At 64.6% G+C, this 14,467-nt stretch carries 12 protein-coding genes; 6 read left to right on the top strand and 6 right to left on the bottom strand.

Going from position 1 to position 14,467, the window contains the following annotated elements:
* Positions 1-22: 22 nt before the first annotated feature.
* The 5 genes from DOM58_RS14970 to DOM58_RS14950 are packed head-to-tail and all read right to left on the bottom strand — an operon-like array spanning position 23 to position 5,244.
* The gene (locus DOM58_RS14970) at positions 23-1,228 is read right to left on the bottom strand and encodes an acetyl-CoA C-acyltransferase (protein WP_110693519.1); all 1,206 of its coding nucleotides are present in this window, start codon (positions 1,226-1,228) and stop codon (positions 23-25) included.
* A 27-nt stretch (positions 1,229-1,255) separates the two neighbouring features.
* On the bottom strand, positions 1,256-2,044 hold the full coding sequence (locus DOM58_RS14965; protein ID WP_110693518.1) for an SDR family NAD(P)-dependent oxidoreductase: 789 nt from the start codon (positions 2,042-2,044) through the stop codon (positions 1,256-1,258).
* On the bottom strand, positions 2,031-3,209 hold the full coding sequence (locus tag DOM58_RS14960) for an enoyl-CoA hydratase/isomerase family protein (protein ID WP_110693517.1): 1,179 nt from the start codon (positions 3,207-3,209) through the stop codon (positions 2,031-2,033). The genes DOM58_RS14965 and DOM58_RS14960 overlap by 14 nt, the downstream gene beginning before the upstream one ends.
* Positions 3,206-4,069 carry an enoyl-CoA hydratase gene (locus DOM58_RS14955; protein WP_110693516.1) on the bottom strand — a complete coding sequence of 288 codons (864 nt, stop codon included), beginning with the start codon at positions 4,067-4,069 and terminating at the stop codon, positions 3,206-3,208. The genes DOM58_RS14960 and DOM58_RS14955 overlap by 4 nt, the downstream gene beginning before the upstream one ends.
* Entirely contained in the window at positions 4,066-5,244 is a 1,179-nt protein-coding gene (locus DOM58_RS14950; protein ID WP_110693515.1) for an acyl-CoA dehydrogenase family protein, read from the bottom strand. Before DOM58_RS14950 ends, DOM58_RS14955 begins: the two co-directional genes overlap by 4 nt.
* Before the next feature lie 439 nt (positions 5,245-5,683).
* On the opposite strand from DOM58_RS14950, the gene DOM58_RS14945 reads away from it, so the two are divergent.
* The 5 genes from DOM58_RS14945 (at position 5,684) to DOM58_RS14925 (ending at position 12,830) form a co-directional block, all read left to right on the top strand.
* On the top strand, positions 5,684-6,892 hold the full coding sequence (locus tag DOM58_RS14945) for a thiamine pyrophosphate-dependent dehydrogenase E1 component subunit alpha (RefSeq protein WP_110693514.1): 1,209 nt from the start codon (positions 5,684-5,686) through the stop codon (positions 6,890-6,892).
* Entirely contained in the window at positions 6,889-7,866 is a 978-nt protein-coding gene (locus DOM58_RS14940; RefSeq protein ID WP_110693513.1) for an alpha-ketoacid dehydrogenase subunit beta, read from the top strand. The genes DOM58_RS14945 and DOM58_RS14940 overlap by 4 nt, the downstream gene beginning before the upstream one ends.
* 9 nt (positions 7,867-7,875) lie before the next feature.
* Complete coding sequence (locus DOM58_RS14935) at positions 7,876-9,237, top strand: 2-oxo acid dehydrogenase subunit E2 (protein ID WP_110693512.1); 1,362 nt, start codon at positions 7,876-7,878, stop codon at positions 9,235-9,237.
* A 17-nt stretch (positions 9,238-9,254) separates the two neighbouring features.
* Positions 9,255-11,063, top strand: coding sequence for a protein kinase domain-containing protein (locus tag DOM58_RS14930; protein ID WP_110693511.1), 1,809 nt, complete (start codon positions 9,255-9,257; stop codon positions 11,061-11,063).
* Positions 11,064-11,483: 420 nt separating this feature from the next.
* Positions 11,484-12,830 (top strand): sodium-dependent transporter, encoded by a 1,347-nt coding sequence (locus DOM58_RS14925; RefSeq protein WP_110693510.1) that lies wholly within the window; start codon positions 11,484-11,486, stop codon positions 12,828-12,830.
* A gap of 217 nt (positions 12,831-13,047) precedes the next feature.
* On the opposite strand, the gene DOM58_RS14920 is transcribed toward DOM58_RS14925, so the two are convergent.
* Entirely contained in the window at positions 13,048-13,236 is a 189-nt protein-coding gene (locus DOM58_RS14920; RefSeq protein ID WP_075561519.1) for a PA3496 family putative envelope integrity protein, read from the bottom strand.
* A 216-nt stretch (positions 13,237-13,452) separates the two neighbouring features.
* Here DOM58_RS14920 and hexR point away from each other — a divergent pair, with 216 nt between their 5' ends.
* Positions 13,453-14,310, top strand: coding sequence for a transcriptional regulator HexR (hexR, locus tag DOM58_RS14915; protein WP_075561520.1), 858 nt, complete (start codon positions 13,453-13,455; stop codon positions 14,308-14,310).
* Positions 14,311-14,467: the final 157 nt, after the last annotated feature.

Here is a 14,467-nt window from a genome sequence, read left to right as displayed (position 1 = left end):
TCGGGGCTCGTATTAGTGCGGCTCAGGCGAACCGTTCGATGCCGATGGCCGTGGCTTCGCCGCCGCCGATGCAGATGGCTGCCACGCCCCGCGTCATTCCGTGATGGGTCAGCGCATTCAACAGCGTGACCAGAATCCGCGCCCCGGAGGCACCGATGGGGTGACCCAGCGCGCAGGCGCCGCCATGGACGTTGACTCGTTGGTGATCGAGCCCGAGTTCGTGCATGGCTGCCATCGCCACCACCGCAAAGGCCTCGTTGATCTCATAGAGATCGACGCTTTCCCGCGACCAGCCGAGCCGTTCGTGCAGCTTGCGGATAGCGTGGATCGGCGCCACCGGGAAATCACCGGGACGCATGGCGTGGCTGACATGGCCATGCACCCGCGCCAGCGGCGTCAGGCCCAGCCGCTCGGCCTCGCTTTGGCGCATCAATACCAGCGCCGCGGCGCCGTCGGCGATCGAGCTCGAATTGGCGGCGGTGACGGTGCCGCCGTCGCGGAAGGCCGGTTTCAACTGCCCGACGCGGTCGATGTTGGCCTTGTAGGGCGGTTCGTCGTGCTCGACGCGATCCGTACCACGCCCGGCCGGCGCCTCCAGTACCACGATCTCGCTGGCGAACACGCCGGAATCTATCGCCCGCCTGGCCCGGGTCAACGAATCGATGGCGTAGGCATCCTGGCGTTCGCGGGTGAAGCCGAATGCCTGGGCGCAGTCCTCGGCGTAGGTGCCCATCAGCCGGCCCGGCTCGTAGGCGTCCTCGAGCCCATCGAGAAACATGTGATCGAGCACCTGAGCGTGCCCCATGCGTAGCCCGGCACGGGCCTTGGGCAGCAGATAGGGCGCGTTGCTCATGCTTTCCATGCCGCCGGCGATGGCATGCGTGACGCTCTCCAGGCGCAGCGCATCGAACGCCTGCATCACCGCCTTCATGCCGGAACCACACATCTTGTTGACCGTGGTGCAGGGCGTCGATTCGGCAAGACCGGCGGCCAGCGCCGCCTGACGTGCCGGCGCCTGACCGAGGCCTGCCGGCAGCACGCAACCCATGAGCACTTCATCGATGGCCGCTTCGTCGACGGCGTCAGGCGCCAGCCCGGCGTGCTCGAGCGCACCCCGAATCGCCGCCGCGCCCAACTGCGGGCAGCTCAAGCCGCCGAGCGCGCCCTGGAAAGCGCCCATCGGCGTGCGTTTGGCACCGACAATCACGATCGGGTCTTCGGATTTCATCGCGTTTCTCTCTGTAAGTTCGTGGCATCAATTGGCATTCATTCGAATGCCGCCGTCGAGCCGAATCACCTCCCCGTTGAGATACCGGTTCTCGAGGATCTGGCGCACCAGCGAGGCGTACTCCTCGGCGTGGCCCATCCGCCTGGGAAACGGCACCTTGGCGTTGAGGCCGTCGCGGACCTCGGCAGGCATGCCCTGCATCATCGCGGTATCGAAGATGCCGGGGGCGATCGCCATGACGCGAATACCGGACCCCGCCAGTTCGCGGGCGGCGGGCAAAGTCAGCCCGACCACGCCAGCCTTGGAGGCGGCGTAGGCCGCCTGGCCGATCTGGCCTTCGAACGCGGCTACCGAGGCCGTATTGATCACTACGCCGCGTTCGCCGTCTTCCTCACCCGATGAGGCATCGTCTTCGGCGGGATTTTCCTGCATCGCGGCTACCGCCAGACGCAGCATGTTGAAGGTGCCGATCAGGTTGATATCGATGGCGCGGCGGAAGCTGTCGAGGCCGTGGACGCCGCGCTTGCCGTGGATCTTCTCCGCCGGCGCGATGCCGGCGCAGTTGATCAGGCCGTGGAGAGCGCCGAAGCGCTCGAGCGTGTCGGCGATCGCTCGTTCGCCGTCGGCTTCGCGGGTCACGTCGGCCTGCAGCGCCAGTGCCGTCTTGCCGAGCGTTTCCACCTGGCTGCGGGCCGCTTCGATGTCCTGATCGACCAGCGCCACGTAGGCGCCAGCCTCGATCAACATCCTTGCCGTGGCGGCGCCCAGCCCGGAGCCGCCGCCGGTGACAAGGAAAGTGCGTTCAGCCAGTTGCATGAGTCGGTTCCTTCTCGGCTGGCCGATCGACGAGATCGCGCAGTGGATGGCTATCGCGATCCCACGGGGAAACGAAGCAGGCCCGGATATCGGCGTCGGGTACTTCGCCGTGCACGTGCTGCCATCGGGGATTCCTGTCCTTGTCGATCAATAGCGCTCTGACGCCTTCGGCGAGATCCCCCCGGGCGGCGCAGGCGAGCGAGAGATTCAGCTCCTCGCGGAGCACCTCGGCCAGCGATAGCTGTCGGCAGCGGGCCAGCTGACGCAGGATCAGTCGGGCCGAGAGCGGCGACCCGGCGGCCAGATTCTTCGCCGCCCGAGCGATCCACGGGTCGTCGTCGCTGGCGGCATCGATGACCTGGCGAATCAGCGTTTCATCGTCATCGGCATCGGTGAGCGCGTCGAGTATGTCGAGCCGCGGCTGTACCTCGGGCTGCGGCGCTCGTTCGCGACTGGCATCGGCGTGTTGCCGCAGAACGCGGCCCACGGCGCGAACGGGCTCGTGCCAGTCGGCCTGGCGCAGATCCTCGATTACGGCCTCTCGGCGCGTGTCGTCGATCAGGCGGTCGGCCAGGCCGACGAACAGCGTATCGCTGGCGTTGAGTCGGGCGCCGGTCAGGCCCAGGAACAGGCCGCTGCGCCCGGGGCAGTGATTCAGAAACCAGCTGGCGCCGACGTCCGGATAGAGTCCGATGGTGATCTCCGGCATCGCCAGCATCGAGCGCGGTGTGACGACTCGGTGAGAAGCGCCGACGAACAGCCCGATACCGCCGCCCATGACGATGCCGTCGCCCCAGGCGATGACGGGTTTGGGGTAGCCGTGAAGGGTATGATCGAGTCGATATTCGTGGCTGAAATAGCGTGCGATGAAGCCTTGGGCCGCCGCCGGGTCATGATCGGTCTCGCCCGCGACAATGGCACGATGCAGCGCGACCACATCGCCGCCGGCGCAGAAGGCCTTGTCGCCGGCGCCCTCCAGCCACACGGCTGCGATAGCGTCATCCGTCGCCCAGGCATCGAGCTGTGACTGCAGGGCATCGATCATCTCCAGCGTCAGCGCATTGAGGCTTCTGGGCGCGTCGAGCGTCACCCGGCCGATGCGGTGGCCGTCGGCGGTATCCAAGGTCTCCAAATGGAGAGCATCGAATCGGATCGGGTCGCTCATGACTCATTTCCGCCCGATCTCGATGTTTCGTGCTCGCTCGCCCCGGATTCGAGTCTCCAGCGGGGCTCGCGCTTGTCGAGGAAGGCGCCGATGCCCTCGGTGGGCGCGTCGGTGTCGAACAGCTCCAGGAACAGTTCACGCTCCATCCGGTAGCCGCTGGGCAGATCCTGGTGGCGGGCATTCATGATCAGCCGCTTGCAGCGTGCCAGCGCCTCCGGGCTCTGCTGCGTGCTGGTGGCGGCCAAGGCGAGCGCGGCTTCCAGCGCGGCGCCGGTATCGACGACTTCTTCCACCAGACCGATGGCGAGCGCGCGTTCGGCATCGATGCGCTCGCCGCACAGGATCATGCGCTTGGCCCAGCCTTCGCCCACCAGCCACGGCAGATGCTGGGTGCCGCCGGCGCAGGGCAAAAGCCCCACCCTGGCCTCGGGCAGCGCCAGCTGTGCCTGGCGTTCAATGACCCGAATATCGCAGGCCAGCGCGCATTCGAGTCCGCCGCCCATGGCGTAGCCGTTGATCGCGGCGATGCTGACGCCCCGATAGGCGCCCAGCGCCTCGAATGCCCGGCCGAAGCGGGTCGCCATCTTCAGCGCGGCGGGCTTGCCGCCCTCGCTGAAGCGCTTGAGATCGGCCCCGGCGGAAAAGAACTTCTCTCCCGCGCCGACGATCACCAGTGCTTGGATCTCGGGGTCGGCGTTGAGCGCGTCGATGTGCTGTTCCAGCGCCGTCAGCGAGACCTCGTGCCAGGTATTGGCGGGCGGATTGTCGATGATGATCAGCGCCACCGCGCCGCGACGTTCCAGACGCAGACCGGTTTGTTTGGCGTCGTTGTGAGATGAGGGCTCATGATCGGTCGTCATGACAGGTTCTCCAGGTCGTCCTTGGCGAGCAGCCGGCGGGCCACCACCAGCCTCATGATCTCGTTGGTGCCCTCGAGTATCTGATGGACCCGGCAGTCGCGAACGTGGCGTTCCAGCGGGTAGTCGCGCAAATAGCCGTAGCCGCCGTGAAGCTGCAGCGCGTCGTTGCAGATCGTGAAGCCTTCGTCGGTGGCGAAGCGCTTGGCCATGGCGCAGTAGAGCGCGGCATCGGGGTCGTTGCGATCCAGCTTGCTGGCTGCCAGCCGCACCATCTGGCGCGCCGCGACCAGCTGCGTGGCCATGTCGGCGAGCTTGAACTGCAGCGCCTGGAAACTGGCCAGCGGCTTGCCGAACTGTTCGCGCGTTTCCAGATAGCGGTGCGCGGTTTCCAGCGCGGCCTGAGCCGTGGCTACGGAGCAGGTAGCGATATTGATGCGCCCACCGTCCAGCGCCTGCATGGCGATCCGGAAGCCTTCGCCTTCTTCCCCCAGGCGATGGTCTGCCGGCACGCGCACGCCGTCGAAGCTGATCGCCCGGGTCGGTTGGCTGCGCCAGCCCATCTTCTCCTCGTGCTTGCCGTACTCGATGCCGGGGCTGTCCGCCGGTACCGCGAAAGCGGAAATCCCGTCGGCGCCGCTGTCCGGCTCGCCGGTACGCGCCATGACCACCAGCAGATGGGTACTGCCGGCGCCGGAGATGAACATCTTGCTGCCATCGATGACGTAGCCGTCTTGATCGCTGTCGCCATCACGACGGGCGCGGGTTCGCAGCGCCGCCGCGTCGGAGCCGGCGCCCGGTTCGGTCAGGCAGTAGGAGCCCAGCTTTTCACCCGTGATCATCGCCGGCAGCCAGGCCTCGCGCACCGCATCCGTGGCGTAGCGGGAGAGAATCCCGTTGACCATATTGTGGATGGTCAGGAAGGCGGTGGTGGTGGTGCAGCCTTTGGCCAGCTCCTCGATGATCAGCGTGGCATCGAGTCGGCTCAGCCCCAGGCCACCGTGCGCCTCGGGAATATAGAGCCCGCAGAAGCCCATCTCACCGGCGCGGCGAAACGTGTCCACGGGGAAGACGCCGTTGGCGTCCCATTCGGCGGCGTTGGGCGCCAGTTCGCGTCGGGAAAACCGGCGAGCCGCTTCCCGGTAGGCCAACTGATCGTCGTCGAGTTCGAAATTCATGACGAAGGGATTTCCATCGCTGAGGGGTTTCGATAAAGGCTTTTGACGTGCCACGCCTTGTGGGCATGCGGCACGTACCATCGTCCAGTTCTAGCGATGCCTTCCGCGCTGCCACAATTGGACCTAATGCTCAAAGACCAAGGTCTGATGGCGACAAGTTGACATTAACGTCAAGGTCACATGTTGAAGCAACCGCCGAAATCGGTTGCTCTCCGACTTGTCGGACTCATGTGGAAAGAGCGGCTCACGAGGCGGCTCTTATATCGGTCATCGATCTCAGAGGAGGGTTACAACACAGGCGAGCAAAGGCAAGACAAGGCAAAATTGGACGAAAAACGAAGTTTACAGACGGGTAAATGGGTATTTGAGGCCAATTTTAACGTTAACGCCGTATTGCCGCGTGCAGCCCTGTTGTAAACATTCTCTCAGGAAGCATCAGATGAAGAAGAACCAAACCACGGTGAAGCCGGTGCACAAACCGATTTTCGCCAACGGCGACGACATCCAGATCCCCGTTTTTACCCAGCTCAAACCCGATGGCACCGTCTACGCCGATGCCGGGCCGAGCTCCCTCGACGAGCCGACGGCACGGCGCATCTATCGCGCGATGCTCTACACCCGCGTGCTCGATGAACGCATGCTAGCGGCCCAGCGGCAGGGGCGGCTCAGCTTCTACATGCAGTGCACCGGCGAGGAAGCGGCGGTGATCGGCAGCACCGCGGCGCTGGACGATGCCGACATGATCATGGCGCAGTACCGTGAGCAGGGGGCGCTGGCCTACCGCGGCTTCACCACCGACGAGTTCATGGATCAGCTGTTCGGCAACGAGCGCGACCCCGCCCATGGTCGTCAGATGCCGATTCACTACGGTTCGCGAGATCTCTACTACCTGACGATTTCCTCCCCGCTGGCGACCCAGATTCCCCAGGCCACAGGCTACGCCTATGGCCAGAAACTGGCCGGCAAGGGCAACTGCACGTTGACCATCTTCGGCGAAGGCGCGGCCTCGGAAGGGGATTTTCATGCCGCGCTCAACATGGCATCGGTTCACAAGGTCCCGGTGATCTTCCTGTGTCGCAACAACGGCTATGCCATCTCCACGCCGGTCGCCGAGCAGTTCGCCGGCGACGGTATCGCGGCCCGTGCCTTCGGCTATCGCATGCAGTCGATCCGGGTCGACGGCAACGACATCCTGGCGATGTACGAGGCCACTCGCGAAGCGCGCCGGCTGGCGGTGGAGCAAAACGAACCGGTATTGATCGAGGCAATGACCTACCGCCTGGCGGCTCACTCCTCCTCCGACGATCCTTCCGGCTATCGCAGCAAGAAGGAAGAGGAAGCGTGGCACAAGAAGGACCCGCTGCGCCGTATGCAGCGCTGGCTGATCGAGCATGGCTGGTGGAACGAGGACGAGGAACGCGAACTGACCGAGTCGCTGCGCCGCGAGGTGCTGGACGGCATGAAGCAGGCCGAGAAACGTCGCCCGCCGGCACTCGAGACGCTGGTCAGCGACGTCTATGCCGAGACACCACCGCTATTGCGCGAGCAGTTCGAGGCGCTGGAAGCGCATATTCGCCGTCATCCCGAGACCTATCCCAAGAGTGCGCCGTGGCTGGACGACGACAGCGCGACGGAGGGCCGAGCATGAGCCGAATGAATCTGCTCCAGGCGGTCAACAACGCGCTGGATACCGCCATGGCGGCCGATGAGCGCGTGCTCTGCTTCGGCGAGGACGTGGGTATTTTCGGCGGCGTGTTCCGCGCCACCAGCCATCTGCAGGAGAAATACGGCCGCGCTCGCTGCTTCAACACGCCGCTGGTGGAGCAGGGCATCATCGGCTTCGCCAACGGCCTGGCCGCGCAGGGCTCGGTGCCGGTCGCCGAGATCCAGTTCGCCGACTACATCTATCCGGCGTTCGATCAGCTGGTGAACGAGACCGCCAAGTTCCGCTACCGCTCCGGCAACCTGTTCGATGTGGGCGGCCTCACCGTTCGGGCGCCCTACGGCGGCGGCATCGCCGGCGGCCACTATCACTCCCAGTCGCCGGAGGCCTATTTCGCGCATACGCCGGGACTGACGGTGGTAGTGCCGCGCAATCCACACCAGGCCAAGGGGCTGTTGCTGGCCTCGATCCGCTCGCCGGATCCGGTGATCTTCTTCGAGCCCAAGCGGCTCTATCGCGCTTCGGTGGGTGAGGTGCCGGACGAGGACTACGAGCTGCCGCTGCGTCAGGCGGAGGTGATCAAGGAAGGCAACGACATCACGCTGCTGGCCTGGGGTGCGCAGATGGAAGTGATCGAACAGGCCGCCGAGATGGCCGAGAAGGAGGGCGTCTCCTGCGAGCTGATCGATCTGCGCACGATCGTGCCGTGGGATATCGAGACCGTGGTGCAGTCCGTGCTCAAGACCGGGCGCTTGATCGTCAGTCACGAGGCGCCGCTGACCGGGGGCTTCGCCAGCGAAATCGCGGCGACGATCCAGAGCCGCTGCTTCCTCTATCTGGAGTCGCCGATCGAACGGGTGACCGGGCTCGACACGCCGTTCCCGCTGACGCTCGAGAAGGAGTACATGCCGGGGCCATTGAAGGTGCTCGATGCCATCCACCGCACGATGGATTTCTAGGAGGGTGAGATGAGCGATTTTCGATTGCCCGACACCGAGGCCGGGAACGTACCGGCGACGAAGGATTTCATTCTGCCCGATCTGGGCGAGGGCATCGTCGAATGCGAGGTGGTGGCGTGGCGCGTGGAAGAGGGCGAGGAGATCGCCGAGGATCAGCCGGTGGTCGAAGTCAGCACCGACAAGGCGGTAATGGAGATCACTGCGCCGGAAGCGGGGCGGATGGTGCGCTACTACTGCCAGCTCGACGAGATCGCCCGGGTGCATTCGCCGCTGTTCGCCTACGTGCCGCAGGCCAGCGACGAGAGTCGCGATTCAGCCGAGGCTGCCGCGGCGTCAGCTCCAGCATCGGTCCCAGCTGCAGTCGACGCTGTTCCACGTGAAACCACCGCGACCCAAGAAGACGAGACTTCCGGGGGATCGCTGTCGGCGGTCGACGCTCCATCGTCTGGCCGCCGACGCATTCCGGCCAGCCCGGCCGTACGCCGTCGCGTGCGCGAGCTCGGCGTGCGCCTCGAGGAGATTCCCGGCAGCGGCAAGGATGGCCGGGTGCTCAAGGAAGACGTGCTGGCGTTTCGGCAGCAACAGGAAAAGCAGCAGGAACAGCGCCGCGAGCCGGCCGCAACGTCGGATCATCAGACCACGACGGCTGCCGATTCTGCCTCCAACGGCGAGCGCGTCGAGCCGCTGCGTGGCGTGCGCGCGGTGATGGCCCGGCGGATGAGCGAGGCGGCGTCGACGATTCCGCACTTCGCCTACGGCGAGGAGTTCGATGTCACCGAACTGCTGGCGCTGCGGGAACGGCTCAAGGGCGATTTCGAGGCCCGCGGCGAGCGGCTGACGCTGATGCCGTTGCTGATGAAGTCGCTGGCGCTGGCCGTGGCGGAATTTCCGCTACTCAACTGCCGGCTCAATCCGGCAGCCGACGCCATTCATTACCAGGCCGCCTGCCATATCGGCATGGCGGTGGACAGCGCCAGCGGACTGCTGGTGCCCAACGTCAAGCACGTCGAGACATTGAGCCTGCGCGAGGTGGCCGTCGAGGTGGAGCGGCTGACCCGCGCTGCCCGTGACGGGCGAGTCGAACCGGCCGATCTCAAGGGCGGCACCATCAGCATCTCCAACATCGGCGTGCTGGGCGGCACCTACGCCATGCCGATCATCAACGCGCCGGAGGTGGCGATCGTCGCCCTCGGCCGAGTCCAGCGGCTGCCGCGTTTCGCGGAAGATGGTTCAGTGGTCTCTCGGGCGATCATGACCGTGACCTGGTCCGGCGATCATCGGGTGCTGGATGGCGGTACCATGGCGCGCTTCTGCAATCGCTGGAAGGGCTATCTGGAAGGGCCGGAGACGATGCTGGCCGAGCTGCGCTGAGCGCGGAGCGGACTCCCATGACCGAGCCGACGGAGCTGCAGCAGTTCTACATTCCCGAGGAGCAGTCGGTCTATCTGCTCAGCCAGAGCCAGGCACGCCAGCTGCGCGAATGGATCGAGCGCTGCCGTCACCAGCTTGCCCAGGTCGGCTATCGCGAGGTCGAGCTGGTCGGCAAGGGCGCCTATGGCTTCGTCTTCGCGGGTATCGATAGCGCCGGCGACAGCCACGTCTTCAAGTTCACGCGCCAGAATCTGCCGCAGTCGTTCCACGAACGCCTCGAGGAGGAGGCGTTCATGCTCGAACAGGTCGATCATCCGCGCGTTCCCAAACTGATCGCCTACCGTACCCTGCGACATCAGGCGATGCTGGTGATGGCGCGTGCGCCGGGCATCAATCTGGAAGAGTTTTCGCTACGCCAGGGCCGACTGACGGCGCGGCTGGTGATCGGGATCGCCGCCCAACTGGCCGACATCCTGCGCGCGCTGCGCCGCGAATCCGCCGAGGGCCGGCTCGTGGTTCACGGCGATATCAAACCCTCCAATCTGATGTTCGACCCCCTGACCGAGCAGGTCGCGCTGATCGACTGGGGCTCGTCGGTCTTCGCCCAGCTCGATGCCGAGGGGCAGTTCCTGTCGCGTAACGTGATGGCGCTGATGTCCGCCGATCTTCAGCACACCAACGCCCGCATGGGCGACGTCTACTACATCGGCGAGGAGCAGCTGAACGGCGCGCTGTCCTCGCCGCGTTTCGACGAACAGGGCGCCGCCGCGACCCTCTACGCGCTCGCGACGGCACAGTCCAGCCGCTTCGGTCATGAGACGATCCCGGCAACCTCGCTGGGTTTACCGATCGAGTTCGCCCGGGTACTGGATGCCATGCTCAGCAACCACCCCGCACTACGCCGACGGGCCGGGGACTATTTTCTCCAGCACATGCCGCGCATCGCCCGCACCCTTATCAGCGAACCGGTGGCCGCGCCGGAAAGTCCGCTGGTGCCGGTGTGGGTGCGCTCGCTGGAGCAGGAAATCGAGACGGTGATCTACAGTTCGCGCAAGGCGTTTCTGCGTGACGATCATCATCTGGACGAAGCGCGCGATGACACCCTGAGCGCGATCAATGATGTCCAGCTCGACCGCTACTACAAGCAGTTCATGCAGGGCATGGGTGATCTCGAGAAGGCGTTCCTGGTGGCGGTGGGGCGGCTGGGCAAGTATCCGGTGGTGGGTGGCCTGGCGGTGCGCTGGAGCGACGCCGGCGTCGAGTTCGACACCACCTTGAGCCTCAACGAACCCTCGCTGCGAACGGCTTTTGTGGCGGCGGTGAATAACATGATCACCTTGGCCCGGGCGATTCGCCGCCGCGACGGCGTGTTCAAGGCGTGCCTGTTCAACGCCCGGCGCACCCTGCACGTCGACCGTGACGACGCCTCGCAGCCGTTCGTGCCCGACGCGGCCTGCGCGATTCCCTACGAGGTCAGCCCGACGCCGGAGCTGGAGGACGCCAGCCGCGAACACTCCTACTTCGAGGACGGCCCGGACCCCGAGGAGTTCCTGCGCCTGCCGACGGTGATGATCGAGGCGCTGTCGCGGCTCAATGCCATCCATCACACCGGGATGATCATCTTCGAGGCGCTGCCGACCCACCTGAAGATCCACAGCTACTACCGCCTGCTCGATCCGGCCCAGGAGGCCGAGTTCCGTGCCTGTCTGGAGACGCTGCTGGCGGCGGTGCCGCAGATCGACGGGCTCGGCGTTTCCGGGTACATGAAGATGCCGTACAAGAACACCCGGCATTTTGCGCATCGAACACGGCAGATCGATTCCTGAGCTCGATCCGTGCGCATCGCTTCGGCGGCAGCGAGCCGCAGCGCTTTACGCTCGATCATTGCGTTTTCGGCACGCTTTTCACCCCATTTGGCCGTTTTTATGGCGGAACCGGGGATGAATCGGATTCGAGTCGGTATAATCCGCGCGTTTCTGTTCAAGCGGCCCGACGCTGCCGCCAAAGCTTTCAAGCGGCCCGACGCTGCCGCCAAAGCCAAACGGCCCGAAGCTGCCGCCAAAGCTTTCAAGCGGCCCGAGGCTGCCGCCAAAGCCAAGCGGCCCGAAGCTGTCGCCAAGCCAAGCGGCCCGACGCTGCCGCCAAAGTGGAACAGCCGGAGACGCTCCCGGGCTTTAAAAACGACACCGGGTCCGGCCTCTCGAAGGGGCGGTATTCCGACAACAGCAATACTCGATGGTGAATTCATGGCCAAGCAATCCCACGTTCATGCGCAGTGGTCCTCGCGCACGGCGTTCGTACTCGCGGCGACCGGCTCGGCCGTCGGTCTCGGCAATATCTGGAAGTTCCCCTACATGGTGGGCGACAGCGGCGGCGCGGTGTTCGTGCTCGTCTACCTGGTCTGCATCGCCCTGATCGGCCTGCCGATTCTGGTTTCCGAATGGCTGCTGGGCCGGCGCGGGCAGTCCAACCCGATCAATACCATGCAGACACTCAGCCGCGATTCGAAGAAATCACCCGATTGGGTGCTGGTGGGCATCGCCGGCGTGCTGGGTTCGTTTCTGATTCTCTCTTTCTACAGTGTCGTCGGCGGCTGGTCGCTCAACTACACCTGGAGCACGTTGACCGGCGATCTGGGCAAGTCCAGCGGAGTCGATGTCGGTGATTACTTCACCACCCTGCTGAGTCAGCCGGGCACGCTGCTGTTCTGGCATACGCTGTTCATGCTGATCACCTTCGGCATCGTCGCCGGCGGCGTCAAAGGCGGCCTGGAGCGGGCGGCCAAGTGGCTGATGCCGCTGCTGATCGTGGCGCTGATTCTGCTGATCGGCTTCGGTGCGACCACCGCCGGCTTCGGCGAGGCGGCGGCGTTCATGTTCTCGCCCGACTGGAGCAAGCTCAACGGCGGCGTCATTCTGGCCGCGCTGGGCCATGCCTTCTTCACGCTGTCGCTGGGGATGGGGATCATGATGGCCTATGGCTCCTACCTGGGGCAGGAGGTCAATCTGATCAAGACGGCGCGCACCGTGGTGATTCTGGATACGGTCATTGCTCTGGGCGCCGGCATGGCGATCTTCCCGGTGGTGTTCGCCAACAACCTGGATCCGAGCGCCGGGCCGGGCCTGCTGTTCGTCACTCTGCCGCTGGCGTTCATCAACATGCCGTGGGGGTTGGCGTTCGGCACGATCTTCTTCGCGTTGCTGACCGTGGCCGCGATCACCTCGGCGATCTCGCTGCTGGAGCCGGTGACGGAGTTTCTGGAAGAGCGTACGTCGCTGTCTCGGCTGGGTTCGGCGTTCGTCGCCGCGCTGGCGACCTGGGCGCTGGGGATCGCCGCGCTGCTGGCGTTCAACGTCTGGTCAGGCTTCCAGCCGTTCGGCTTCAACGTCTTCGACCTGCTCGACGCGCTCACCAGCAAGCTGATGCTGCCGCTGACGGGGCTGGCCGCGATCGTCTTTACCGCCTGGTTCCTGGATAGCGAGGGTGTGAAGCAGGAGCTGGGTTTGGGGCCGAAGGGTCGGGTGCTGTGGCACTACGTGTCGCGTTACGTGGCGCCGATCGGGGTGGTCGTGGTGTTCTTCAATAGCCTGTAGATCGTCGATCGCCTTGGCACGCTTCGACGCGTGACAGGGCTCTGCCGTCGGAGAGGGTTCCGACGGTTCAGGCAGCGGCCGCGGTTCTCTTCGAGGACGCGGCCGCTGGTCGTTGAGGGCGGCGAAGCGAATGGGTGTCGAATAGAGTAACGAAAGAGTGGCGAAAGAACGGATGGCTGCTTGTCAGCGATGCTTCCGGCTTTGCCTCGGGTTTCCGCTACTCTGGCAGCTCGGCGATCTCTTCCGCCAGCTGGCGCTTTTCCTGACGCTGCTCGATACCGCGCCGGGCCTTGAGATAGCGAACGGCAGCCCTGCGCTTGCGCTGTTCGTGCTCGCTGACTTCCAACGTCATGAAAATGTCGATGATTTCGCTTTTCAGGGTGTGAAGATGTTCGACGGTCGTCATGATCGAATCTCCTGGCATCCTCGGATCGGTCGGTTAGCACCCGACATGCATACTATACCTAACATTACAAGATCATGACGGTTAGCTTTTGTCATGCTTTCAACGCCGTTTGTCCCATGTGTCGCCGTTGCAACGAGTCGGGCATACTGAACATGGAAACTTACATCGAAACCCGAAGAGGCAAGTCCGCCTGATGTCGCCACCCGAGAGCCAGCCATGAGCCGTTCGCTGTTCGATGAATTGCGCGTGCACATGGATCGCCTGCGCCGCTCCGAGCAGAAGGTAGCGCGCTTCGTGCTGCGCAACCCCGAAGAGGTGATCCTGATGCGGATCACTGATCTGGCCAGCGAGGCGCAGGTCAGCGAGCCGACGGTGGTGCGTTTCTGTCGTGCCATGGGCATGGCCGGGTTCCAGGAGTTCAAGCTCAAGCTGGCGCAGATGATGGCCAAGGGCAGCCAGTACGCCCAGTTCACCATGAACGACGGCGACAGCGTGGCCGAGTTCTCCCACGGTATCTTCGACAGCACCATCGAGACGCTCGAACAGGTCCGTGACCACCTGGACAACGAGGCGCTGGGCCGCGCGATCGCAGCGCTGGCGGTTGCCAATCGGGTCGAGTTCTACGGTTACGGCGCCTCGGGCATCGTCGCCGCCGATGCCCAGCACAAGTTCTTCCGGCTGCAGATCCAGACCTCGGCCTACTCCGATCCGCATTTGCAGGCGATGTCCGCCGCGACCCTGAAAGCAGGCGACGTGGTGGTGGCGATCTCCCAGACTGGCCGCACCCGGGCGCTGATCGCCAGCGCCAGGACGGCGGTCAAGGCCGGGGCGACCGTGATCGGCCTGTGCCCCAGCGATTCGCCGCTGGCCCGCGAGGTGACGTTGACATTGCCGGTCGACGTGCAGGAAGACACCGAAGTCTACATTCCCATGACCTCGCGTATTGCCCATCTGCTGACCATCGACGTGCTCGCCGTCGGCGTGGCCAAGAATCGTGGCCCGCAGATCAGCGATCAGCTCAAGGCGATCAAACGCAGCCTGGGGTCGCTGAGGGTCTCCAACAACGTGTCGTGACGGCTTCATGACCGGAAAACGTCGCCTACGGGCGTTTTTTGTGTCTCGATTACTGTATATATAGACAGTAATCGTGTTCTGAGTGACACTGTCGGCAACGTTTCAACCGTCTCGGCCACCCTCATGTCGTCACTCGCTTCCCGCCGTTTCCGATGGA

This window comes from Salinicola halophyticus (assembly GCF_003206695.1).
Taxonomy (GTDB): domain Bacteria; phylum Pseudomonadota; class Gammaproteobacteria; order Pseudomonadales; family Halomonadaceae; genus Salinicola; species Salinicola halophyticus.
The sequence above is the reverse complement of the archived record's forward strand: the minus strand, read 5'-3'. Positions and strand labels throughout refer to the sequence as shown.